Raw genomic sequence first — 24,824 nt, forward strand, 5'->3', positions numbered from 1 at the left:
GTTGATGCTGAAGCGCTTCAGCTCCGCCTCGGGGCCATCGGTCACTGGTCCACTCCGTACACGCTGAGCAGGGATGCCATCCGGGCCTCCGCCACCGCCGGGTCGGGGAACAGACCGAGCCCGTCGGCCAGTTCGTACGCCCGCGCCAGATGGGGCAGCGAGCGGGCCGACTGGAGGCCGCCGACCATCGTGAAATGGTCCTGGTGCCCGGCCAGCCAGGCGAGGAACACCACACCCGTCTTGTAGAAGCGGGTCGGCGGCTGGAACAGATGCCGGGACAGCTCCACGGTCGGATCGAGGAGTTCCCGGAAGCCCTTCGTGTCGCCCGTGTCCAGGACGCGTACGGCTTCCGCGGCGAGCGGCCCCAGGGGATCGAAGATCCCGAGCAGGGCGTGGCTGAAGCCCCGTTCGTCACCCGCGATCAGCTCGGGGTAGTGGAAATCGTCGCCTGTGTAGCAGCGCACGCCCTTGGGCAGTCCGCGGCGCAGCTCGACCTCTCGCCGTGCGTCCAGCAGGGAGATCTTGACGCCGTCGACCTTGTCCGGGTGTTCGGCGATGACCTGGAGGAACGTCTCGGTGGCCGCGTCGAGGTCCGTACTGCCCCAGTAGCCCTCCAGCGCGGGGTCGAACATCGGGCCGAGCCAGTGCAGCACGACCGGTTCCGCCGCCTGCCGCAGGAGATGCGCGTAGACGGTGAGGTAGTCGTCGGGGCTCTTCGCGGTCGCCGCGAGGGCTCTGGAGGCCATCAGGATGGCCTGCGAGCCGGTCTCCTCGACGAGCGCCAACTGCTCCTCGTAGGCCGCCCGGACTCCGTCCAGGGAACCGGAATCGCCCGTTCCGGGCGACAGTTGGTCGGTGCCCACGCCACAGGCGATCCGGCCGCCCACCGCCTTCGCCTCGGCTGCGGAGCGGCGGATCAGCTCGGCCGCACCCGCCCACTCCAGGCCCATGCCGCGCTGCGCGGTGTCCATGGCCTCGGCGACACCGAGGCCGTGCGCCCAGAGATGGCGGCGGAAGGCGAGGGTGGCGTCCCAGTCGACGGCGGCGGGCGCGTCGGGGCTGATGTCGGCGTACGGGTCGGCGACGACATGGGCCGCGGAGAAGACCGTACGAGAGGCGAGGGGTGCCCCGTCGGCGGCGAGGCGGGCGGGCTCGGAGCGAGGCGTGTACGTACGCGATCCACCGCCGGGGGAAGGCAGTCGGAGGGTCACAGCGACAGCTCCGGTACGTCGAATCGGCGGCCCTCCGCCGAGGACCGCAGCCCCAGCTCGGCGAGTTGCACGCCGCGCGCGCCCGCGAGCAGGTCCCAGTGGTACGCCTCACCGAGCGCCACATGGCGCAGGAAAAGCTCCCACTGCGCCTTGAATCCGTTGTCGAACTCGGCGTTGTCCGGCACTTCCTGCCACTGGTCGCGGAAGGATTCGGTGGCGGGCAGATCGGGGTTCCAGACGGGCTTGGGGGTGGCGCTGCGGTGCTGGACGCGGCAGCGGCGCAGACCCGCGACGGCCGAGCCGTGTGTGCCGTCGACCTGGAACTCGACCAGCTCGTCGCGGTTGACCCGGACCGTCCAGGAGGAGTTGATCTGGGCGACCGCTCCGCCGTCCAGTTCGAAGATGCCGTAGGCGGCGTCGTCGGCGGTCGCCGCGTAGGGCTTGCCCTGCTCGTCCCAGCGCTGCGGGATGTGGGTGGTGACATGCGCCTGGACGGTGGTGACCCGGCCGAACAGCTCGTGCAGGACGTATTCCCAGTGCGGGAACATGTCCACGGCGATGCCGCCGCCGTCCTCGGACCGGTAGTTCCAGGACGGGCGCTGGGCGTCCTGCCAGTCGCCCTCGAAGACCCAGTAGCCGAACTCTCCCCGCACGGAGAGGATCTCGCCGAAGAAGCCGCCGTCGATGAGGCGCTTCAGCTTGAGCAGACCCGGCAGGAAGATCTTGTCCTGGACGACACCGTGCTTGATCCCGGCGTCATGGGCCAGCCGGGCCAGTTCGAGGGCGCCGTCGAGATCGGCCGCGGTCGGCTTCTCGGTGTAGATGTGCTTGCCGGCGGCGATCGCCTTCTTGATGGCCTCGACCCGGGCAGAGGTGACCTGGGCGTCGAAGTAGATGTCGATCGTGTCGTCCGCGAGGACGGCGTCGAGATCCGTGGACCATTCGGTGAGGCCGTGCCGTTCGGCGATCTCCTTGACGGCGTGTTCGCGGCGGCCTACGAGTACGGGCTCGGGCCACAGCGCCTCGCCACCCCCGAGGTCCAGCCCGCCCTGCTCGCGGATCGCGAGGACGGAGCGGAGCAGATGCTGCCGGTACCCCATCCGCCCCGTGACGCCGTTCATGGCGATCCGCACTGTCCTGCGTGTCACGAAGTTCCCTCCATATGGCCGTAGCAAGCGCTTTCTATCAGGTAAGAAGCTAGCCTGCGACAGCGAGCCGGACAAGAGCCCGGCGCTCATCCCGCACCGATCTCACTCCGAACCAGCTCGATCCCCCTTCTCCCTCTCGTCCCCCTCGTCCCCCTCGGAGGAAAGCGATGACAGTCACCCTGGCGGATGTGGCGGCCCGCGCCCGGGTGTCACCCGCCACCGTCTCCCGTGTCCTGAACGGCAACTACCCGGTCGCCGCCGCCACCCGGGAGCGCGTGCTGCGAGCGGTGGACGATCTCGACTACGTGCTCAACGGGCCCGCCAGCTCACTGGCCGCCGCCACGTCCGACCTGGTCGGCATCCTCGTCAACGACATCGCCGACCCGTTCTTCGGGATCATGGCGGGCGCGGCGCAGACCGAGATCGGCGGCCAGGAGGGCACCGGCCGGGCGGGCGGCGAGAAACTCGCCATCGTCTGCAACACGGGCGGCTCGCCCGAGCGCGAACTCACCTATCTGACCCTGCTCCAGCGCCAGCGCGCCGCGGCCGTCATCCTCACCGGCGGGGCGCTCGAAGACCCGGACCACATCGCGGCGATGACCACGAAGCTGGCGAAACTCGCGGACGCGGGGACCCGGGTGGTGCTGTGCGGACGCCCGCCGCTGCCGGGCAGCGACGCGATCGTGGCCTCGCTGGCCTTCGACAACCGCGGTGGCGGGCGGCTGCTGACGGAGCATCTGCTCACGTTGGGGCACCGGCGGATCGGCTACGTCGCGGGCCCGCTGGAGCGGACGACGACCCGGCACCGGCTGGAGGGGCACCTGTCGGCGCTGGCGGCAGCGGGACTGGGGGATCCGGCGTCGTCGGGCGCGGAACAGGGCGCGGAACGGGGCGAGGACCCAGGCGAGAGACCCGGAGAGGGGCGGCCGGGACAGGAGGGGCTGGTCGTGCACGGTCCCTACAGCCGCCGGTCGGGGTACGAGGCGACGCTGGAACTGCTGCGCCGCGCACCGGATCTGACCGCCGTGGTCGCCGCCAACGACACGGTGGCACTCGGGGCGTGCGCGGCGGTACGCGACCAGGGGCTGCGCATTCCGGAGGACGTCTCGGTGGCGGGCTTCGACGATCTGCCGTTCTCGGTCGACGCGACGCCTGCACTGACGACGGTGCGGCTGCCGCTGCACGAGGCGGGGGCGCGCGCGGGCCGGCTGGCGATGGGCTCGGAGACACCGCCGCCGGGTGGGATCGCCACGATCACGGCCGAGTTGATGGCACGGGCGTCGACGGCGGCACCGCGGGCAGACCGGCGCCGCGCGACGGCCGACTGACCGACTGACCGGCTGACCGGCTGAGCCGCTGGACCGCCGCACCCCTGGACCGCTGGACCGCTGGACCGCCGCCGAGCCGGGGCGAGGGGCGGGGGCGGGGCGAGAGGCGAGAGGCGGGGCGGTGCCCGGAAGCGGCGGCCCGGAGGCCGATGGCGAGCTGACGCCAATGTGCGGATCGGGCCTTGCCGCGCGTCGACGGACCGACGTAGCGTTGACTCAGTCAAAGAAAAGGTCCGGGGGTGGATCATGGCCGTCCAGGAAATCCGCGCGTTCAACCGCTTCTACACGAATCTCATCGGGGCACTCGACTACAGCAAGCACCTCTACACCCCGTACACGCTCACCGAGTCACGGGTGCTGTACGAGCTGGCCCACGCGCCGCGCACCGACGCCGCCGATCTGCGGGTCGAGCTGTCGCTCGACGCCGGCTATCTGAGCAGGCTGCTGACGAAGTTCGAGAAGGACGGACTGGTCGGGCGCGCGCCGTCCGAGCAGGACTCCCGGCGGCAGCGGATAACGCTCACACAGCAGGGACGCGAGGCCGCGGCGCTGCTCGACGAGCGGTCACGGGAGGCGGTGGGCTCGCTGCTCGCCCAGGTCGAGCCGGCGCAGCGGCCCCGGCTCGCGGACGCGATGCGGACCGTACAGGACATCCTCGGCGCCGACCCCCGGGCGGAGCCCCACCGCGCGGAGCCGGTCCTGCGCGATCCGATGCCCGGCGAGCTGGGCTGGATCGTGCAGCGCCACGGCGCCGCGTACGCCGCGGAGTACGGCTGGAACACCGAGTTCGAGGGGCTCGTGGCCCGGATCGTCGCGGACTTCGCGGAGGACCACGATTCCCGGCTGGAGCGGGTCTGGATCGCCGAGCTGGACGGCATCCCGGTGGGGTCGGTGATGTGCGTGCGAGACGACGCGCCGGAGGTACGGGACGAGGCCCCCGTCACCGCGCGGCTGCGCCTGCTGCTGGTCGAGCCCGGCGCCCGGGGACACGGACTCGGGAAGCGGCTGGTCGGGACGGTGGTGGATTTCGCACGCGGGGCGGGGTATCAGGAACTGACGCTGTGGACGAACGACATCCTCGCCGCCGCCCGCACTCTTTACCAGCACGCCGGATTCACGCTGGTCTCCGAGACACCGCACCACTCGTACGGAGCGGATCTGGTCGGCCAGGACTGGCGGCTCTCTCTCGGGACAGGAGCCACCTCAAGCCAGGAAGGGATATGACCGTGAAATTCGCCTTCTCCACCCTTGGAGTACCGGGCCTGCCCATCCCCGATGTCCTCGCGCTCGCCGCCGGGACCGGCTACCAAGGGGTGGAGCTGCGCGCCCACCCGGAGGAGCCGGTCCACCCGGGCATCGGGCCAGGAGAACGGGCCACGGTGGTCGAAGCGTTCCAGCGCGCCGGAATCGAGCTCCTGACGGTCGCGGGGTACGTGCGGGTGGCGGCGGCCGACGCCGACGAGGAGCGGCTGCGCCAGGAGCTGGACGAACTGCTGTGGCTGGCAAGGGATCTGGGCGCCTCCTTCGTCCGTGTCTTCCCGGGCGGCGGCGACCAGCCCGCGGCCGAGGCCGACGCGACGGCCGCGCGACGGATGGCCGCGGCGGCCGAGCTGGCGGCGGACTTCGGCGTACGGATCCTGCTGGAGACACATGACTCGCACCGCACGGGTTCGGACGCGGCCCGGGTGCTCGGGCCGGTGGGACACAAGCACGCGGGGGCGCTGTGGGATGTGATGCACACCTGGCTGGGGGGCGAGGCGCCGGCCACCACGTACGCGGCGCTCGCCCCGTACCTGGGCTATGTCCAGGTGAAGGACATCGCTTCGGCGGAGGACACGACGCCGCTGGCGCTGGGAGCGGGCGTGCTTCCCCTGGGCGAGTGCCTGGCGCTGCTCGACGACGACAGCTGGGTGTGCTGGGAGTACGAGAAGCGCTGGTATCCGCAGGCGGAGGAGCTGCCGGGGCTGCTGGCGGCGGGGCGGGAGCATCTGGAGGCGCTGATCGCGCAGAGCCGCCACAGCTGACGGAGCCCGGCGGGGAAGCCGAGGTGAGGTCGGGCGACCAGTGGTGCGGGGCAAAGGCCAGTGGTGCGGGGCAAAGGCGGGGCAGCGGCGTCGGGAGGCATCGGGGGATCGGGATATCGGGGGCGGGCCTCGGCATCAGGCCCGGGTCGGCGAGCATCCCGGCGCCAGGGGCCCGGCGGGGCCGTTCGAGGCAGAGGTGGCGCGGGAGGTGGAGGTGACAGTGACAGTGGCGGTGGCGGGACCGGGAGCGGGCCCGACCGGAGCCGGCGCGGCGGAGGCGACGGAGGCGGGCGCGACGGGCGTCGGCTGATCGGACACCGGCTCGGCGAGGGGCGGCGCGGCAGGGGCCTGCTCGGCGGGGAGCGGTGAGGTGGGGCCCCCGGTGCGGGACAGTGAGGTGAGGGCCACTCCCCCGACCAGCAGCGCCGCCGCGCACCAGCGCAGGGGGCTGACGGACTCGCTCAGCAGCAGCGCCGCCGACGACATCCCGAAGACCGGGACGAGCAGGGAGAACGGGGCAACAGACGAGGCGGGGTAGCGGCGCAGCAGGAAGCCCCAGGCGCCGAAGCCGAAGACGGTCGTGACCCAGGCGACGTAGAGGATGACGCCGATGCCGGTGCCGTCCAGGGCGCGCAGTGCGGCCAGGTCGGCGTCCGGGCCCTCGAACAGCAGCGAGAGACCGAGCAGCGGCAGTACGGGTACGGCCGACACCCACACCATGAAGTTCAGGGCGTCCGGCGGGGACGCCTTGCGGGTGAGCACATTGGAGACGCCCCAGCAGGCCGCGGCGGCGATGACCAGCGTGAAGGCGAGCAGCGGGCCCGAGGCGCCCTCGTCGACCGCCGCCACAGCGATCCCTGCCAGCGCGACAGCCATGCCCAGCAGCCTTACGCGGCCCGGCCGTTCACCGAGGGCGACCGCCGCGAACAGGGCCGTGAAGACGGCCTGGATCTGGAGGACGAGCGACGAGAGACCGGCCGGCATGCCCTGGTCCATACCGACGAAGAGCAGTCCGAACTTGGCCACACCCAACACCAGTCCGACCCCGATCACCCACTTCCAGGCGGCCTTCGGGCGGCCCACGAAGAAGACCGCGGGCAGCGCCGCCGCCAGAAAGCGCAGTGCGGAGAAGAGCAGCGGCGGGAAGTGTCCGAGCCCGACCTCGATGACGACGAAGTTCACTCCCCAGACGGCGGCGACGAGAACGGCGAGAGCGATATGAGTGGTGCGCATGCACCGAGGATCATCGGACCGGACTATGTAGCACCAGCGCGGATTTCTTCATGGTGGAATTCAGCGTTGCTTATGATTCTCCGAGAAAGGGGGCAGTGATGCTCGATCTGGCCAGACTGCGTGCTCTGCACGCCGTCTCCGTGCACGGTTCCGTGGCGGCGGCGGCCGCCGCTCTCGGCTATACGCCCTCGGCTGTCTCTCAGCAGATCACCAAGTTGGAGCGGGAGACCCGTACGACCCTGCTGGAGCGGCGTGGGCGAGGTGTGGCGCTCACTGACGAGGCGCGCCATCTCGCCTCCACCGCCGAGGAGTTGCTCGGGATAATGGAGCGCGCCGAGACCACCCTGGAGGAGCGCAGGGGGCAGCCGACCGGGCAACTCGTCGTCGGGGCCTTCGCCTCCTCGGCCCGCGGCCTGCTCCCCGGCGTCCTGGCGGAGCTGGCCGTACGGCACCCCACCCTGGATGTCCGGCTGCGGGAGATCGATCCGCATCTCTCCATCGATCTGGTGGCCCGCGGGGCGATCGATCTGGCCGTCGCGCACGACTGGGACATCGCACCGCTGCCCGCCCCCGAGGGCGTGGAGCAGGCGGTCATCGGGGACGACCCGTGCGATGTGCTCGTACCGGCGGCGCATCCGCTGGCGGAGCGGCCGTCCGTACGGCGGGAGGATCTGTCGCGACAGCGCTGGATCTGTCAGCCGCCCGGGACGGTCTGCCACGACTGGCTGACGCGTACGCTGCGCGCGGCCGGCTGCGAGCCCGATCTCGCGCACCAGGCCGAGGAGAGCCACACACAGCTCGCGCTGGTGGCGGCGGGGCTCGGCATCGCCATGATTCCGCGCCTGGGGCGCGGGCCACTACCCGAGGGGGTACGCGCGATCACGCTCGACCCCGTACCGATACGCAGGCTGTACGCGCTCTGGCGGACGGGCGCGGCCAGACGTCCGGCGGTGACGGCGACCGTGGAGACCTTGCGGCGGCACTGGCCGGCGGTCACCGCCGCCTGAACCTCGCCCCCGGGCCGCGTCCGGCCGTCGTGGCTCGCGGGCGCCCGCCGTGGCGCGTCTCTTGACTGGCAGTTACTTTCCGGATATCCGTAAATCTTGGAAGTTTTTTTCACTTTCCTCGCAGCGCACGGCCGGAAGGAGCACCAGTGCACGACCGGACCATTTCCAGACGCGCCCTCCTCACCGCAACCGCCGTAGCGGCGGCGGCTGTTACCACCGCCACCGCCCCCGGGGCCGCCGCCGTTCCCCCGCCCCACGAGCGAGCCCCCGACCGGCTCCCCCTCGACCGCCGTGACCCTCTCGACCGCCGCGCTCGCCTGCGCCGCCTCATCAGCCGCATGAGCCTGGAGGAGAAGGTCGGCCAGCTCTTCGTCATGCGGGTGTACGGCCACTCCGCCACGGCGCCCGACCAGGCCGACATCGACTCCAACCTCGCCGAGATCGGGATCCGTACGGCCGCCGAGCTGATCTCCACGTACCACGTCGGCGGCATCATCTACTTCGCCTGGGCACACAACACCCGTGATCCGCACCAGATCGCCGGTCTCTCCAACGGCATCCAGAAGGCCGGCCTCGCCCAGCGCGTCCCCGTGCCGCTGATCATCGCCACCGATCAGGAGCACGGCATCGTCGCCCGGGTCGGCGAGCCCGCCACGCTGCTGCCGGGCGCCATGGCGCTCGGCGCGTCCCGTTCGCACTCCGACGCCCGGGAGGCCGCCCGGATCGCGGGCAAGGAGCTGGCCGCCATGGGCATCAACCAGAACTACGCGCCCGACGCGGACGTCAACGTCAACCCGGCCAATCCCGTCATCGGCGTACGGTCCTTCGGCGCCGATCCGCAGGCGGTGGCCGGGATGGTGACCGCCCAGGTCAAGGGGTACCAGAGCGCCAGCATCGCCACCGCCGCCAAGCACTTCCCCGGTCATGGCGACACCAAGGACGACAGCCACTACGCGCTGCCCACCATCCACCACACCCGCGAACAGTGGGCGGAGCTGGACGCGCCGCCGTTCCGGGCCGCGATCGCCGCCGGTGTCACCTCGATCATGACCGCGCACATCGTCGTCCCCTCCCTCGATCCGAGCGAGGACCCGGCGACCCTCTCGCACCCCATCGTCACCGGCGTGCTCCGCGAACAGCTCGGCTACAACGGCCTGGTGGTCACCGACGCGCTCGGGATGGCGGGCGTACGGCAGAAGTACGGCGACGACCGGGTGCCCGTCCTCGCGCTGAAGGCGGGCGTCGACCAGTTGCTCAATCCGCCGGATCTCCGCGTGGCGTGGAACGCCGTCGTGGCCGCGGTCAAGGGGGGCGAGCTCAGCGAGCGGCGCGTCGAGGAGTCGGTCCTGCGCATCCTCGAACTGAAGGACCGGCTGGGGCTGTTCCGCGGTGAACCCTACGTCTCGCCCCGGGACGTGGACCGCGAGGTCGGCACCCGGGCGCATCTCGCCGCCGCCGACCGGATCGCCGAGAACACCACCACCCTGCTCGTCAACGAGCGCGGGCTGCTGCCCCTGAGCCGCCGCCGGGAGAGGAATCTGCTGGTCGTGGGCGCCGATCCGGCCTCGCCCTCCGGGACGACGGGTCCGCCGACCACCGTGCTGGCCACCGCCCTGACCGAACTGGGCTTCACCGCCACGGCCCTGTCCACCGGTACGGCACCGACCGCGGCGCGCGTCGAGGAGGCGGTGGCGGCCGCGCGGGGCAAGGACGCGGTGGTCGTGGCCACGTACAACGTCTCGGCCACCAGCACGCAGCGCACGCTGGTCAGCGCGCTGGCCGCGAGCGGCGTTCCCGTCGTCGCGGTCGCCATCCGCAATCCGTACGACATCGCGTGGCTGACCGGTGTCACCTCCTGCCTCGCCGCGTACTCATGGACGGATGTCGAACTGCGGGCCGCGGCACGGGTGATCGCGGGCCGGGCGCGCCCGAAGGGCCGGCTGCCGGTGCCGGTGCAGCGCGCGGACGATCCGGCGCGGGTGCTGTATCCCCTCGGCCATGGACTGGGCTACTGACCGCCGCTGACCCGCGCGGGAGACAGCGCAGTGCCCGCCGTTCACGGGGCATCGAGCCCATGAACGGCGGGCACTGCGGAACTGCTGACTCCGCGGCACCGCTGACTCCGCGGCACTGCCGGCACCGCGGACAGCGCGGCAACGGCGGGCGGCTCGGGGAGCCGGCGCGCTACGGCCTCAAGGTCTGCTGCCGCTCCACCTTCTGACGGTCGAGCTTGGAGTCGAACGGAGCCAGCGGCTTCGCCTTCGACTCGTCCTTCTGCACGGCGGCCGGCGCGACGCCCGCCCAGGCCAGGATCCGGGCCGTGGCCTTCGCCTGCTGGTCCGGGACCAGACCCGCGACATTGGCGCCATGGTTGGCGCCCGGCGCGACATACACATAGCTGTCACGCGCGCCGCTGCCGAGGCGGAACTTCTCCGCGCCCCAGGGGTCGTTCTCGCCGTACACGAACAGCATCTGGTTCGCGTGGTGACGGACCCAGTTGTCGACATCCGGCATCGTCAGCGGATTGAACTTCATCGGGATGTCGCGCGGTACGAAGTTCCGCGGCGGCTGGTAGCCGTACCGGCTCAGATTGCCCAGGTGCGGCTGCTTGATGTCGGGCGAGCCCAGCTGGGTACCGGCCTGGTAGTAGTACGGCGTGTACGTCGTCAGGCCCTGGTCCGTGTAGGCGGAGAAGCCGGAGATCGTGTCGACGGTGTCGTAGATCTCCTGGTCGGAGACGGTGGCCGCCGGGATGGTGTCGCAGTCGGAGAGCAGGCTGTACTGCCAGAATCCCCAGACGAAGTCGAGCACGGTGGCCTCGTAGGCCTTGTCGAGCGTGCCGATCGTGTTGAACGTGGCGCCGTTGGCGTCCGCCCACTCCTTGAACTTCTTCTCCAGCGGTTCGCGCCGGATCAGCGCCTCGCGCTGCACGGCGTTGAGCTTGTCGCGGCACTCCTTGGTGCCGACGCGCTCGAAGAACCGGTCGTACGCGGAGTCCTCTTTGTTCCACACGTCATTGGGCGCGACGTACGCGACGACGCCGTCCATGTCGCGCGGGTAGTAGCGCTCGAAGTACGTGGCGGTCATGCCGCCCTTGGAACCGCCCGTGGAGAGCCAGTTCTCGGGGTAGATCTTCTTCAGCGCGGTGAAGATCCGGTGCTGGTCACTGGCCGCCTGCCAGATGTCCAGCTTCGACCAGTCGGCCGGCTGCGGGCGCGACGGGGTGAAGAAGCGGTACTCCATCGACACCTGGTTGCCGTCGATGATCCGGGTCGGCTCACTGCGGCTCGGGTTGGTGGAGACGTTGTAGCCGCCGGTGAAGAAGACCGTGGGCCGGCTGGTGTCCTTGTGCAGCAGCGTGACGCGCTGCTGGAACGTGCCCTTGGACGGCTTCCGGTGGTCCACCGGCTGCGTGTAGTTGAGGACGAAGTAGCGGTAACCCTCGTACGGCTTCTCCTGGATCAGGCTCATCCCCGGGATCGCGAGGATTCGGTCCTTGATGTCGGTGGTGTCGGCGGCGGTCTTGTGATCCGCACTCCGATCGGCGGCGGTGGCCGCGCCGGCTGTCGCCACCGTGCCTATGACCAGCACGAACGACAACACCCATCTCAGCGCCTTGCGCATTCACACTCCCTGTGTTCATGACAGACGCCGTGAACCTAGCCCGGTCACCGTCCGAACCGCCAGTCCTCTTGACCGTTTTATCCCGCCGGGCTCCCGCGCAATCCTCAGCAGAGGATCCAGCCCGTCGAGCCTTTCCTCCCCGAGACGACCCCCGTCGCGCGTACACAGCGGTTCAGCGCGTGCACCGTCACCGGGCCGGCCCGCTGTGTGTAGTCGCCGCTGTCCACGACCGGGTTGCCCCCGCGCGGCTGGAGGCTGACCGACATCGCGCGCCTGGTCCCCGGCTTCTTGGCGACGGTGACGGCGCAGGCGTAGCCGCGGTTCTTGTAGACCCGCAGCTCACCGGTGGCGAAGCCCACGGTCTTCTGCGGCCGGCCCGAACAGACCGACGCGGCCTCGGCTCCTGACGCACCGGGACCGGCCAGCACCGTGGCTCCCGTGGCGGTGAGCACCACCAGACAGTGCAGCAGCGCCCTCCTGATCCCGATTCCGCTCGCGGCCGTCCCAGCCGAACCGAACACGAATGCCCCCCATAACTCCTCAGGTGTACATCCGTACGACGCGTGGGGAGCCAGGACGGTTGCGGAATCGCTCCCCGTGCGCCCCCGTACCCCCCGCGCAACAGGCACAACCAGTCACAATCGAACACAACCGGACACCGTCTCACCGCACCGCCGCGGGCTCCTCCTCGCCGAGGAAGCTGCTCCACAGCCGGGTGTACCGGCCGTTCAGCGCGAGCAGTTGTTCGTGTGTGCCGTCCTCCACCACCCGGCCGTGGTCCATCACTATCACCCGGTCGGCACGGGCCGCGGTGGTCAGCCGGTGGGCGACCACCAGGGTGGTACGGCGGCCGGTCAGCCGGTCGGTGGCCTGGTTGACCAGCGCCTCGCTCGCCAGGTCCAGCGCGGCGGTCGCCTCGTCGAGCAGCAGGACGTCCGGGTCGACCAGTTCGGCGCGGGCCAGGGCGATCAACTGGCGCTGTCCCGCGGAGAGATTGCGGCCGCGCTCGGCGACCTCGTGCAGATAGCCGCCGTCCAGCGTGGCGATCATCTCGTGGGCGCCGACCGCGCGGGCCGCGGCCTCCACCTCCGCGTCGGTCGCCTCGGGGCGCCCGTACGCGATGGCGTCCCGGACCGTACCGGCGAAGAGATACGCCTCCTGCGGTACGACACCGAGCCGGTGCCGGTACGCCGTCAGATCCAGCTCGCGCAGGTCCGTACCGTCCGCCGTCACCCGGCCCGCGGTCGGGTCGTAGAACCGCGCGACCAGCTTGACCAGAGTGGACTTGCCCGCGCCGGTCTCACCGACGAAGGCGACGGTCTGGCCCGCCGGTATCCGCAGATCCACCCCGGTCAGCGCGGCCTCGGCTCTTCCGGCGATGCCGCTCCCCTCGAAGCCGGCGGCCTCGACGCCCGTTCCGTCGACGGCCGCTCCTTCGTTCCCGGGTCCCCCGACGCCGCTTCCCTTCCGGCCGTCCCCGTCGATACCGCCTCCGTACGAGAACTCGACGCCCTCGAAGGCGATCTCACCGCGCAGCGACAGCACGTCCAGCGGCGCCTTCGAGGCGGCCGTCGACGTCCGCTCCCGCAGCAGTTCCTGGATCCGGCCCAGCGAGACGGTCGCCTGCTGGTAGCCGTCGAAGACCTGCGAGAGCTGCTGCACGGGCGCGAAGAACAGATCGATGTAGAGGAGGTACGCGACCAGCGCGCCGGTCGTCAGCGTGCCCGCCTCGACCCGCCCCGCGCCCACGATCAGCACGGCCGCCGCGGCCACCGAGGACAGCAGCTGGACGAAGGGGAAGTAGACCGATATCAGCCACTGGCCCCGTACCCGCGCCGAGCGGTAGTGGTCGCTGCGGGCCGCGAAGCGCTCGCCGCCGTCCTTCTCGCGCCGGAACGCCTGGACGATCCGCAGCCCGGACACGGACTCCTGGAGGTCCGCGTTGACGACGCTGATGCGCTCACGGGCCAGTTCGTACGCCCGCACACTCTTGCGGCGGAAGAAGTACGTACCGACGATCAGCACGGGCAGGGTCGCGAAGACCACCAGCGCCAGTTCCACATCGATGACCAGCAGCGCCACCAGGATGCCGAAGAAGGTGACGACGGAGACGAACGCGGTGACGAGCCCGGTCTGCAGGAAGGTCGACAGAGCGTCGACATCGGTCGTCATGCGGGTCATGATGCGGCCCGTCAGCTCACGCTCGTAGTAGTCGAGCCCGAGCCGTTGGAGCTGCGCGAAGATCTTGAGCCGCAGCGCGTAGAGGACACGTTCGCCGGTGCGGCCCGTCTTGCGGATCTCGCCGGTCTGCGCCACCCACTGGATCAGTACGGTCAGCAGACCGAGCGAGGCGGCCGTCCAGACGGCGCCGAGGGCCAGTCGCTCGACGCCCTGGTCGATGCCGTGCCGGATGAGGACCGGGAGCAGCAGGCCCATGCCCGCGTCCACCGCGACGAGCGCCAGGCTGACCAGCAGCGGCAGTCCGAACCCGCGCAGCAGCCGGCGCAGCCCGTACGCGTCCTCGGCGGCCACGGCGCGCGCCTCGTCGATCGCGGGCAGGTCGGTGGCCGGGGGCAGCGCCTCGACCTGGGCGAGCAGTTCGGGGGTGGCGCCGGGGGCCGCGGAGTCGGACGAACCGCCGCCGGGCGCCTCGTCCCGTTCCCACAGGGCGGGGGTGACACCACGCTCGGCGTCGAACTCCGCGTCGATCTCGGCCTGGAGGGCGCGGGCGTCCGCCACGGACTCCGCAGACTCCAACGCGTCGAGGCACTCCGGGGAATCCGGGGACTCGGCGGATCCGGCGGACGCCGCGGGCTCGGTCACTCCCGTCTCGCCACCGGTCCCGGACAGGGCCTCGACGGCGAGGGCCGTGTGACCGGGCGAGGCCCCGCCCAGTTCGTCCGGCTCGGTCAGCAGCCGCCGGTAGAGGGCGGAGCGCCCCTGGAGCTCCTCGTGCGTACCGATGTCGGCGAGCCTGCCGCCGTCCAGCACGGCGATACGGTCCGCGAGTCCGAGGGTGGAGCGGCGGTGGGCGATCAGCAGCGTCGTACGGCCGGCCATCACCGCGCGCAGCGCGTCATGGATCTCGTGCTCCACCCGGGCGTCCACGGCGGAGGTGGCGTCGTCGAGGACGAGCAGCCGCGGGTCGGTGAGGATGGCGCGCGCGAGCGCGATGCGCTGGCGCTGGCCGCCGGAGAGCGTGAGGCCCTGCTCGCCCACCTTGGTGTCGTAGCCGCCGGGCAGTTCCGAGATGAAGCCATGGGCCTGGGCGGCGCGGGTGGCCCGGAGGATCTCCTCCTCGGTGGCGTCCGGCTTTCCGTAGGCGATGTTGGCGCGGACGGTGTCGGAGAAGAGGAAGCTGTCTTCCGGTACGAGCCCGATGGCGGCCCGCAGCGAGTGGAGGGTCAGCTCGCGCACGTCGTGGCCGCCGACGAGGACCGCGCCGTGCGTCACGTCGTAGAAGCGGGGCAGCAGCAGCGAGACGGTGGATTTGCCGCTGCCGGACGAGCCGACGACGGCGACGGTCTCGCCGGGCCGCATCTCCAGCGAGAAGCCTTCGAGAACGGTCCGTCCGTCCTCGTACGCGAACGACACGTCGTCGAACTCGACCGATGCCTCGGCGTCCGCCGGCAGTTCCTTCGTACCGTCCTGAAGGGTCGGTTCGGTGTCGATCAGCTCCAGCACCCGTTCCACCCCGGCCCGTGCCTGCTGTCCGATGGTCAGCACCATGGCGAGCATCCGGACGGGGCCGACGAGCTGGGCGAGATAGGTGGAGAACGCGACGAACGTGCCGAGCGTGATCTGTCCCCGGGTGGCCAGCCAGCCGCCGAGCGCCAGCATCGCGACCTGCCCGAGCGCGGGGACGGCCTGGAGGGCGGGCGTGTAGCGGGCGTTGAGCCCGATGGTGCGCAGCCGCCCGGCGAACAGCTTGCGGCCGGCCTCACGGAGCTTTCCGGTCTCCTGGTCCTCCTGGCCGAACCCCTTGACCACGCGTACGCCGGAGACGGCGCCGTCCACGACCCCGGCGACCGTCGCGGCCTGCGACTGGGCGTACCAGGTGGCGGGGTGCAGCCGGGTGCGGCTGCGGCGGGCGATGAACCAGACGGCGGGGGCGACGGCCAGCGCGATCAGCGTCAGCGGCGGCGACAGCCACGCCATGATCACCAGGGATATGAGGAACAGCAGCACATTGCCGATGGTCATCGGCAGCATGAAGAGCAGGCCCTGGATGAGCTGGAGGTCGCTGGTGGCGCGGCCGATGACCTGGCCGGTGGAGAGCGTGTCCTGACGCCGTCCGTCGAGCCGGGCGATCGTGTCGTACATCTCCGTACGCAGATCGTGCTGGACGTCGAGGGCGAGCCGTCCGCCGTAGTAGCGGCGGACGAAGGTGGTGACGTAGACGGCGAGGGCCGCGACGATCAGCAGCCCGGTCCAGACGAGGAGGGAGCGGTCACCGCCCTCGATGACGTCGTCGATGACGACCTTGGTGATCAGCGGGACGAGGGCCATCACCGCCATCCCGGCGAGGGAGGACCCGAGGGCGAGCACCACGTTGCGCCGGTACCGCCACGCGTACCCGGTGAGCCGCCGTGCCCACCCTTGCTCCGCCGCCACTGAGTGCCTCCCGATCGAGCTGATCTGCCGGAAGGCACCAACGCGGGCCGTCGCGGATTTCATCCCTCCGCAACACATACCGGTCCGCGGTCCCGGACGCACCGGCAGATGGTCCTAGGACCTCGCCGCCGGAGTCTGCGCCTCCGGGCCCAGGAAGGGCGTTCAGGCGCCGGCCTGGGCGAGGTCCTTGTGGACGGCCCTGGCGACGGCCTGGATGGTGTTGACGCCGTCGCTCATCGTCTTGTCGTCATAGGTGAGCACGGTGATCGTGTAATCGTGGCCCTTGCCCGTGAACGCGCCGATGCTGTGCACGCGCCAGCCGTGGGTGGACCGCTGGAGCCAGCCGTTCTTGAGCTGGACGGTCGCGGTGGCCGGGGCGCCCGCCGGTACGCCCCAGCGCTGGGACGTGACGACCTTGCCCATCCGGTCCAGGATGAAGGCGCGCGAGGCGGCCCTGAGCACGGTGTTCTCCGCGGTGATCAGGGACAGCAGTTGCCTCTCGTCCTGCGCGGTGATCTGGGTGAGGCCCCAGGAGCCCTTCGCGCCCGGGACGGTCCTGGTCATCCCCGCGGCCTTGAGGAAGCCCTTGACCTTCGTCGGGCCGAGCTGCTTCCAGAGCGTGCTGGTCGACGCGTTGTCCGATTTTGTGATCATGGCCGTGGCGAGATCGGTCTCACGCCGGGTCAGCTTGCGGTTCGTCTTCTGCGCGTCCCAGAGCAGGGTCGCGAGGACAGTGACCTTCACCACACTGGCGGAGTCGTACTGCTGTGTGGCGTGCAGGGTGCAGCGCGTGCCGGTCGTGCGGTCGTGGACCGCGAGGGCCGTGGTGGACTTCCGGCCGCTGAGCGACGCGGTGATGTCCTTGGCGAGCGTGGCCGCGAGCCCCGCCTTGTCCGAGGTGCAGGCGACGGCCGGGGCCGCCGCGGCGGCGGGCACCGTCCCCGCGGTCACCGGTACGAGTACACCCACCGCCAGGGCGGCGGCGAGCGGGCCCCGGGCATGCCGGGGTATGCGCTGGTGCGTCATGAAGGATTCCCGCCCCTGGAGCGTCGGCGAGCGCGCTCCGCGCGGCGCGCTCGCCGACCATGATGCACACGGACGAGTGAATGGTTGTACGGCCAGATGGTGTCGCGATTGTCACAACTGTCGGTCTTGCCGCAACCGTCCCGCCGGTCACCGCCGGCTCCTCGCTCCCCGACCGCGCCGGGCTCCGGTCAGAGATCGCCCGCGCCGGACTCCGACGGTCGGAGATGGGTCGGGGTGGGTCGGGGCGGACTCCGGTCAGAGGTGGGTCGGGGCGAACATCCTGAGCAGGGCGGGGAGAACGACCACCGACGGGCCCGGTTCCGCGAGCGCCCCGGCGAGGTCCTCGCGCAGGGACTCCGGGGTGGTACGGACCGCCGGGACGCCGAAGGACTCGGACAGCGCCACGAAGTCCGGGCGGGAGAGCTCCGTACCGGTCGCCTCGCCGAAGGCGTCCGTCATGTACTCGCGCAGGATCCCGTAGCCGCCGTCGTCCACGATCAGCCACGTGACCGGCAGGTCGTACTGGCGGGCGGTGGCCAGCTCCGCGAGCGAGTACATCGCGCCGCCGTCGCCCGACACGGCGAGGACCGGCTTCGTACGGTCGGCCGCCGCCGCGCCCAGGGCGGCGGGGAACGCGTAGCCGAGGCCGCCCGCGCCCTGGCCCGAGTGCATCGGGCCCGGCCAGGCGGACCAGGCCCAGTAGGCGAGGATCGTCATGTCCCAGAAGCTGGGGGACGCGGCGGGCAGCGCGTCGCGTACGGAGGCGAGCACCCGCTGCTCCAGGGGGAGGTCCTGGGCGGCGATCCTCGCCCGTACCTTCGCCAGGACCGTACGGACCGACTCGGCGCCCGCCGGGTCCCGGCGCTCGCTCACCGCGTCCAGCAGCGCGGACAGCGCGTTGCGCGCGTCGGCGTGGATGCCGAGGGCGGGGTGGTTGGACTCCAGCTTGCCGAGGTCCGCCTCGATCTGGATCACCCGGCCGCGCGGGCGGAACGTGTGGTAGTTCGAGGAGAGTTCGCCGAGCCCGGAGCCGATCACCAGCAGGACGTCCGCGTCTTCGAGGAAGTCCGTGGTGTGGCGGTCCTCCAGCCAGGACTGGAGCGAGAGCGGATGCTCCCAGGGGAAGGCGCCCTTGCCGCCGAAGGTGGTGACGACCGGCGCGGACAGCTTCTCGGCGAGCGCCCGGAGCTTGCCGCCGGCGTCGGCGCGGACGACTCCACCGCCCGCGATGATCGCCGGACGGGCGGCGTTCGACAGCGCGTGGGCGGCCACGGCGGTCAGTTCGGGACGGGGCAGCAGCTCGCGCGGGGTCGCGTCCATGGCGGTGACGACCGGCAGGGTCGTCCCGGCGAGGAGGACGTCCTGCGGGATCTCGACCCAGACCGGGCCGTGCGGCGCGGTGAGCGCGGATTCCCAGGCGGCGGCGATCGCGGACGGGATCTGGGAGGCGGCGCGGACGGGGTGCACGGACTTCACGATGTCGCGGAAGGACGCCTGCTGGTCGCGGAGTTCATGCAGATAGCCGTGCCGGCCGCCGCCGAGTCCCGCCGTCGGGATCTGGCTGGAGATCGCGAGGACGGGCGCCGAGGCGGCGGCCGCCTCCTGGAGCGCGGCGAGCGAGGTCAGGGCGCCTGGGCCGGTGGAGAGCAGCAGCGGGGCGACCTCGCCGGTGACCCTGCCGTACGCGTCGGCGGCGAACCCCGCGTTGTTCTCGACGCGGAGGCCGACGTACTGGAGCGAGGACCGGCGCAGGGCGTCGAACATTCCCAGCGCGTGCTGTCCCGGCAGCCCGAACACGGTGGTGGCGCCGAGCCCGTACAGCGTCTCGACGACCAGGTCACCGCCGTTGCGCCCGGCGGGCGGCGCCAGGGCGGCGGCGGTCTGCTCGGGGGTGAGGGGCCGGGGCCCGTGGTCGTGATCGTGGTCGTGGGTCACTTCGTCGCCTTCCCCGCGGCGATCTGCCGGGACATGATCGTCGTCAGTTCGTACGCCGTGTGGGAGGCGGCGACGGAGGTGATCTCGGCGTGGTCGTACGCGGGCGCCACCTCGACGACATCCGCCGAGACCACATCGCAGGAGGCCAGTCCTCGCACTATTTCGAGGAGTTCACGGGAGGTCAGTCCGCCCGCCTCGGGCGTGCCGGTGCCGGGCGCGTGCGCCGGGTCCAGCACATCGATGTCGATGGAGATGTACAGCGGACGGTCCCCGATGCGCTGCCGCAGCTGGTCGGCGATCTCGTCCACGCCCCGGCGCATCACATCGGCGGACGTGACGATTCCGAAGCCCATCCTGGCGTCGTCGTCCAGGTCCCGCTTGCCGTAGAGCGGGCCGCGCGTACCGACGTGGGAGAGCGCCTCCGTATCGAGGATGCCCTCCTCGACGGCCCGGCGGAACGGTGTCCCGTGCGTGTACTCGGCGCCGAAGTAGGTGTCCCAGGTGTCCAGATGGGCATCGAAGTGGAGCAGCGCGACCGGGCCGTGCCGCTTCGCCACCGAGCGCAGCAGCGGGAGCGCGATGGTGTGGTCGCCGCCGAGGGTCATCAGGCGCGCGCCGGTGCCGAGCAGTTCGTCGGCGGCGGCCTCGATGGTGTCGACGGCCTCGTTGATGTTGAACGGGTTGGCGGCGATGTCCCCGGCGTCGGCGACCTGCGCGAGCGCGAACGGGGAGGCGTCCTGGGCGGGGTTGTACGGGCGCAGCAGGCGCGACGCCTCCCGGATCGCGTTTCCGCCGAAGCGGGCGCCGGGACGGTAGGAGACGCCGGTGTCGAAGGGAACGCCGACGACGGCGACATCGGCGGTGCCGACCTCGTCGAGCCGGGGCAGCCGGGCGAAGGTGGCCGGGCCCGCGTACCTCGGGACGCGGGACGAGTCGACCGGGCCGCGTGGACCGCCGTCGCGGCCTCCGTCGCCGCCTCCGTCGCCGGTGACCTGGGAAGTGACCTGGGGTTCGTTTCCGTTGCCGCTCATCGTCGGGCCTCTCCGGGTAGTGCTCGCGCGGCTCCGCGCGGCTGTGTGTTGCCGAGCACCACTGCGTACTGTCATGTACCGATACAGCCGCTGCGTGCCGCTGCGTGCCGCTGTGTGATGCTCTGTGATGCCGTGTGATGCTCTGTCAAGGATGGACCGGCCCACTGACAGTGGGCCGGTCCGGGTCGCGTGTCCGCCGCCCTCGGGTCTCGCCCGCGGGTTCCGCCCTCAGCTCACGGGAAGGGCCGGCTCGGACGGGGTCCCGGGGCTCTCGTCATCCGCTTCGCCCGCGAGCCGGCGCCGCCACGCGGCCAGCACCGCCTCGTCCGTCGGCCTGGTCGCCAGGCTGACGATCAGATAGGCGGCCAGCGAGGACAACAGTCCGTAGTAGACGGGCTCGTTGGCGAGGATGCCGTACGCCGCCATCAGCCCCACCACGGCCCCGCCGCCGACGATCACGCCCGCCAGCGCGCCGTACACCGTCCCGCGCTTCCAGAGCAGACCGCCGAGGATCGGCACCAGCAGTCCGCCGACGAGCAGGTTGTACGCGACGGTGAGCGCCTCGACGACATCGTTCAGCGCGATCGCGATGGCGATGACGCCGGTCCCCATGATCAGGATGAACAGCCGGTTGCCCCTGACCTCGTCGTGCTCGGCGCCGCCCGGTCCGCCGTCCGCCCCGCCGCCCCGGCCGCCGGCCCTCCGCAGCCGCGACCAGATGTCGTTGTTCGCGACGGTCGCGCAGGCGATCAGCGCGCCGGAGGAGGTCGACATCACGGCCGCGAGGGCGGCGGCCAGCACCAGCCCCCTTACGCCCATGGGCAGTTCGTCCTTGACGATGGTCGCGAACGCGTCGTCCGCGCTGCCCAGATCGGGGTAGAGCACCTTGGCCGCGGTCCCGATGACCGCTCCGGCCAGCGCGTACACCAGACAGTACGTACCGGCGACGGTGCCGCCCCAGCGCGCCACCTTGTCGCCGCGCGCGGTGAACACCCGCTGCCAGATGTCCTGTCCGATCAGCATGCCGAAGGTGTAGATCAGCACATAGGTGAAGATCGTCTCGCCGCCGATGCCGAACGGCGCGAAGTACTCGTCCGGCAGCTGCGCCCTCATCTCGCCGAACCCGCCCGCCTTGACCACCGCGATGGGCAGCAGGAGCAGCAGCACGCCGACGGTCTTGACGACGAACTGCACCATGTCGGTGAGCGTGATGGACCACATGCCGCCGAGCGTCGAGTACGCGACGACGATCGCGCCGCCCAGGATGATCGCGACGGTGCGGTTCAGATCGAAGAGGACGTCGAAGATCGTGGCGTAGGCGATGGTCGAGGTGACCGCGAGCATCAGCGTGTACGCCCACATCACGATGCCCGAGATGACCCCGGCCCGGCCGCCGTAGCGCAGATCGAGCATCTCGGAGACGGTGTAGACCTTCAGCCGGGCGATCCGCGCGGAGAAGAAGACGGAGAGGGCGAGCAGGCCGAGGCCGATGGTGAAGACCATCCAGGCGCCGGAGAGCCCGTGCTTGTAGCCGAGGCCCACCCCGCCGATCGTGGAGGCGCCGCCGAGGACGATCGCGGCCATCGTGCCGGAGTACATCCAGGGGCCCAGCCTGCGGCCCGCGACCAGGAACTCGCTCTTGGACTTGGCGCGGCGCATGCCCCACCAGCCCATGGCCAGCATGCCGGCCAGATAGACGACGATCACCGCGTAATCGACAGCCATGGGCTTCCTCCGTCTCGACTCACACTCTTCATCCCGCGTTCTTGTGGGTCATGACGGTAGGTGGCCGGAAAGCATCGCTGAAGTGTACGTTTCATCCATTTCGCAGACGAATGACGGATGGAACGTCCATGACGAACCCCACCGCGCGCCCCGCCGCTCCCCCGCCCACCCCGCCGATCCCGCTGGCCGCGCTGCTCGCGGACCGGGATCTCGGGCTGCGCCGGATCGCCGGGCCGCCGGACGACGGCTCGCAGGTGGTGCACTGGGTGCACACCTCGGAGATGGCGGACCCGTACCCGTATCTGCTCGGCGGGGAGCTGCTGCTGACCGCCGGTGTCCAGCTCAGCGACGCGTACGCGGACGAGTACGCGGCGCGGGTGGTCGAGGCGGGCGCGGCGGCGCTCGGTTTCGGGGTGACGCCGGTGTACGACACGGTGCCGCCCGCGCTCGTCGAGGCCTGCGACCGGCACGGTCTGCCGCTGCTCGAAGTACCGCCGCGTACCCCGTTCACCACCGTCGCACGCGGGGTGTGGCGGCTGATGGCGGAGGCACGCCACCGCGAACTGCGCCGGGTGACCCAGGCACAGCAGGGGCTGGCGGCCGCCGCCGCGCGCCAGGACCCGGTGCCCGCCGTGCTGCGGCAGCTGGCGGTGCGGCTGGGGGGCCGCGCGGTGCTGTTCGCGCCGGACGGCGCGGAGCTGCACACCACGGGCCAGGCTCCGTCGCCCGGGGTCCGCACGGCCCTCGCGCGGCTGGCCCGCGTGGTACGCGGCGGACCGGCGTCCGCCACCGACACCGCCCAGGGCGCCCATCTCGCCGCCTACGCGCTCGGCGGCGGCCAGGGCCTCGTCCTCGGCGTCGCCACCGGCGGACGGGAGGCCGGGGACCACACCGTCGCCGGCGTCGCCGTCGTCCTGCTGTCGCTGCTCACGGCGCCCCATCAGAGCGCGGCCGAGGCGGGCCGCTCGGCGGCGCTCGTACGGATGCTGCTCGGGGCCACACCCGCCGAGGCCGCGCCGCTGCTCGGGCCGGGGCCGTGGAGCGTGGTCCACGCGCGCGGCGGCGCCACGCCCTTCGCGGCGGGCGCCCTGGCGGCGGCGCTCGGCAGCGCGCTGGTCGAGACGGACGGCACCACGACCCGGGTGATCACCGACCGCGAGGTCACCGCCAGGCCCGGCTGGACCCTGGGCGTCAGCGAGCCGGTGGAACCCGCGGAGCTGGCCGCGGCCGACGCCCGCGCCGGGCGCGCGCTGCGCCGCGCCGAGGCCACCCGTACCCCACTCGTGCGCCACCACGGGGAGGGACTCAGCGGCCTGTTCGCCCCCGAGGAGGCCGCCGCCCACGCCCGCGCCCGCCTCGCGCCGCTTGCCGGCTCCCCGGCCCTGGCCGAGACGCTGCGCGTCTGGCTCTCGCTGCACGGCAGCTGGGACCGTACGGCGGTGGCCCTGACCGTCCACCGCAACACCGTCCGCCAGCGGATCGCCCGCTGCGCGGCCCTGCTGGACACGGACCTGGACGACGCCGACGTACGGATGGAGCTGTGGTTCGCGCTGCGCTGGGCGTGACGGCGCGGGCCGGTCAGGCGGGCGGCTCCAGAGGCCGTGTCCGCAGGCCGCGTCCATAGGCCGTGTCCGTCGGACGTGCCCGCAGGCGCTGCCCGGCCGGCCGATGAGCCGACCGTTCCCGGGGCCTGGACACCGGAACGAACCGCCGGGTAACTTGGATGAGCAAGCGCTTAGCCACGAGGGGGAGGCACTCCAGTGCGTCGTACCGTCTACAACGAGGACCACGAGGCGTTCCGGGAGACCATCCGCGCCTTCATCGAGGCCGAGGTCGTCCCCGTCCACGACGAGTGGTACGCGGCGGGGCAGGCGCCCCGCGACTTCTACCACCAACTCGGCGAGCTGGGCGTCTTCGGCATCGAGGTGCCCGAGGAGTACGGCGGCGCGGGCGAGGAATCGTTCAAGTTCCAGGCGGTCATCACCGAGGAGTGCGCACGCGCGGGTGTCTCCTTCGGCGGCTCCGGGGTCCATGTGGCGCTCTGCCTGCCCTACTTGAAGGCGTACGCCACCGACGAGCAGAAGAAGCGCTGGCTGCCGGACTTCGTCAGCGGCCGGGCGATGTACGCCATCGCCATGACCGAGCCGGGCACGGGCTCCGACCTGGCCGGCATGAAGACCACCGCCAGGCTCTCCGAGGACGGCACGCACTACGTCCTGAACGGCTCGAAGACGTTCATCACCGGCGGCGTGCACGCGGACCGCGTGATCGTCTGCGCCCGTACCGCCGCCCCGACCGCCGAGGACCGCCGCCATGGCATCTCGCTGCTGGTCGTGGACACGAAGTCCGAGGGGTACGCGGTCGGCCGCAAGCTCGACAAGCTGGGGCTGCGGATCTCCGACACCGCCGAGCTGTCCTTCACCGATGTCAAGGTCCCGGTCGAGGACCTGCTCGGCGAGGAGAACAAGGGCTTCTCCTACCTCGGCCAGAATCTGCCGCAGGAGCGGCTGGGCATCGCCGTCGGCGCGTACGCGCAGGCCGCCGCGGCGGTCCGGTTCGCGCAGGCGTACGTCCAGGAGCGGACGGTCTTCGGCAAGAGCGTCGCGTCGTTCCAGAACACGAAGTTCGAACTGGCCGCGTGCAAGGCCGAGGTGGACGCGGCGGAGGCTGTGGTCGACCGCGCGCTGGAGGCCCATGACCTGGGCGAGCTGTCCGCGGCCGAGGCCGCGTCCGCGAAGCTCTTCACCACCGAGGTCGCGCACCGCGTCATCGACAAGTGCCTCCAGCTGCACGGCGGCTACGGCTATATGAACGAGTACCCGATCGCCCGGCTGTACGCGGACAACCGCGTCAACCGGATCTACGGCGGCACCAGCGAGGTCATGAAGATGATCATCGCCAAGTCGATGGGGCTGTAG

The 24,824-nt window shown here is 71.4% G+C and carries 17 protein-coding genes; 7 read left to right on the forward strand and 10 right to left on the reverse strand.

Annotated features, from left to right (window positions below):
• Positions 1 to 41: 41 nt before the first annotated feature.
• Both ACZ7LS_RS03665 and ACZ7LS_RS03670 read right to left on the reverse strand, forming a co-directional pair.
• A complete protein-coding gene (locus tag ACZ7LS_RS03665) occupies positions 42 to 1,211 on the reverse strand; it encodes a dihydrodipicolinate synthase family protein (RefSeq protein WP_382875062.1) in 1,170 nt (389 codons plus the stop codon).
• Positions 1,208 to 2,359, reverse strand: a complete 1,152-nt coding sequence (locus ACZ7LS_RS03670; RefSeq protein ID WP_385136725.1) for a Gfo/Idh/MocA family protein — start codon at positions 2,357 to 2,359, stop codon at positions 1,208 to 1,210. The genes ACZ7LS_RS03665 and ACZ7LS_RS03670 overlap by 4 nt, the downstream gene beginning before the upstream one ends.
• 167 nt (positions 2,360 to 2,526) lie before the next feature.
• Here ACZ7LS_RS03670 and ACZ7LS_RS03675 point away from each other — a divergent pair, with 167 nt between their 5' ends.
• The 3 genes from ACZ7LS_RS03675 (at position 2,527) to ACZ7LS_RS03685 (ending at position 5,711) form a co-directional block, all read left to right on the forward strand.
• Entirely contained in the window at positions 2,527 to 3,687 is a 1,161-nt protein-coding gene (locus ACZ7LS_RS03675; protein WP_382521485.1) for a LacI family DNA-binding transcriptional regulator, read from the forward strand.
• Between the two features lie 246 nt (positions 3,688 to 3,933).
• Positions 3,934 to 4,911: a bifunctional helix-turn-helix transcriptional regulator/GNAT family N-acetyltransferase gene (locus ACZ7LS_RS03680; RefSeq protein WP_382880260.1), complete on the forward strand. Its 978-nt coding sequence runs from the start codon at positions 3,934 to 3,936 to the stop codon at positions 4,909 to 4,911.
• Between the two features lie 2 nt (positions 4,912 to 4,913).
• Positions 4,914 to 5,711 carry a sugar phosphate isomerase/epimerase family protein gene (locus tag ACZ7LS_RS03685; RefSeq protein ID WP_385136730.1) on the forward strand — a complete coding sequence of 266 codons (798 nt, stop codon included), beginning with the start codon at positions 4,914 to 4,916 and terminating at the stop codon, positions 5,709 to 5,711.
• 135 nt (positions 5,712 to 5,846) lie between these two features.
• On the opposite strand, the gene ACZ7LS_RS03690 is transcribed toward ACZ7LS_RS03685, so the two are convergent.
• Complete coding sequence (locus ACZ7LS_RS03690; RefSeq protein ID WP_385136723.1) at positions 5,847 to 6,944, reverse strand: EamA family transporter; 1,098 nt, start codon at positions 6,942 to 6,944, stop codon at positions 5,847 to 5,849.
• Between the two features lie 98 nt (positions 6,945 to 7,042).
• Between ACZ7LS_RS03690 and ACZ7LS_RS03695 the strand changes: the two genes are divergently transcribed.
• Together ACZ7LS_RS03695 and ACZ7LS_RS03700 are read left to right on the forward strand one after the other, a co-directional pair.
• Positions 7,043 to 7,951, forward strand: a complete 909-nt coding sequence (locus ACZ7LS_RS03695) for a LysR family transcriptional regulator (protein ID WP_382521475.1) — start codon at positions 7,043 to 7,045, stop codon at positions 7,949 to 7,951.
• Between the two features lie 146 nt (positions 7,952 to 8,097).
• Entirely contained in the window at positions 8,098 to 9,966 is a 1,869-nt protein-coding gene (locus ACZ7LS_RS03700; protein WP_385136721.1) for a glycoside hydrolase family 3 protein, read from the forward strand.
• A 169-nt stretch (positions 9,967 to 10,135) separates the two neighbouring features.
• Here ACZ7LS_RS03700 and ACZ7LS_RS03705 read toward each other — a convergent pair whose 3' ends face one another.
• The 7 genes from ACZ7LS_RS03705 to ACZ7LS_RS03735 all read right to left on the reverse strand — a co-directional run bounded on the left by ACZ7LS_RS03705 (position 10,136) and on the right by ACZ7LS_RS03735 (position 21,906).
• The gene (locus ACZ7LS_RS03705; protein ID WP_382521469.1) at positions 10,136 to 11,575 is read right to left on the reverse strand and encodes a S28 family serine protease; all 1,440 of its coding nucleotides are present in this window, start codon (positions 11,573 to 11,575) and stop codon (positions 10,136 to 10,138) included.
• A gap of 104 nt (positions 11,576 to 11,679) precedes the next feature.
• A complete protein-coding gene (locus ACZ7LS_RS03710) occupies positions 11,680 to 12,033 on the reverse strand; it encodes a hypothetical protein (RefSeq protein ID WP_382521659.1) in 354 nt (117 codons plus the stop codon).
• 205 nt (positions 12,034 to 12,238) lie between these two features.
• Positions 12,239 to 16,252 (reverse strand): ABC transporter ATP-binding protein, encoded by a 4,014-nt coding sequence (locus tag ACZ7LS_RS03715; RefSeq protein WP_385136719.1) that lies wholly within the window; start codon positions 16,250 to 16,252, stop codon positions 12,239 to 12,241.
• Positions 16,253 to 16,351: 99 nt separating this feature from the next.
• Positions 16,352 to 17,215 carry a serine hydrolase gene (locus tag ACZ7LS_RS03720; RefSeq protein ID WP_385136717.1) on the reverse strand — a complete coding sequence of 288 codons (864 nt, stop codon included), beginning with the start codon at positions 17,213 to 17,215 and terminating at the stop codon, positions 16,352 to 16,354.
• 255 nt (positions 17,216 to 17,470) lie between these two features.
• Positions 17,471 to 19,150, reverse strand: a complete 1,680-nt coding sequence (locus ACZ7LS_RS03725) for a thiamine pyrophosphate-binding protein (protein WP_385136715.1) — start codon at positions 19,148 to 19,150, stop codon at positions 17,471 to 17,473.
• A complete protein-coding gene (gene speB / locus ACZ7LS_RS03730) occupies positions 19,147 to 20,181 on the reverse strand; it encodes an agmatinase (protein WP_382666225.1) in 1,035 nt (344 codons plus the stop codon). Before speB ends, ACZ7LS_RS03725 begins: the two co-directional genes overlap by 4 nt.
• 228 nt (positions 20,182 to 20,409) lie before the next feature.
• The gene (locus ACZ7LS_RS03735) at positions 20,410 to 21,906 is read right to left on the reverse strand and encodes a sodium:solute symporter family protein (protein WP_382521454.1); all 1,497 of its coding nucleotides are present in this window, start codon (positions 21,904 to 21,906) and stop codon (positions 20,410 to 20,412) included.
• 128 nt (positions 21,907 to 22,034) lie between these two features.
• On the opposite strand from ACZ7LS_RS03735, the gene ACZ7LS_RS03740 reads away from it, so the two are divergent.
• Both ACZ7LS_RS03740 and ACZ7LS_RS03745 read left to right on the forward strand, forming a co-directional pair.
• Complete coding sequence (locus tag ACZ7LS_RS03740; protein ID WP_382521451.1) at positions 22,035 to 23,471, forward strand: PucR family transcriptional regulator; 1,437 nt, start codon at positions 22,035 to 22,037, stop codon at positions 23,469 to 23,471.
• A 195-nt stretch (positions 23,472 to 23,666) separates the two neighbouring features.
• Complete coding sequence (locus tag ACZ7LS_RS03745; RefSeq protein ID WP_382521448.1) at positions 23,667 to 24,824, forward strand: acyl-CoA dehydrogenase family protein; 1,158 nt, start codon at positions 23,667 to 23,669, stop codon at positions 24,822 to 24,824.

This window comes from Streptomyces sp. NPDC039430 (genome assembly GCF_055639435.1).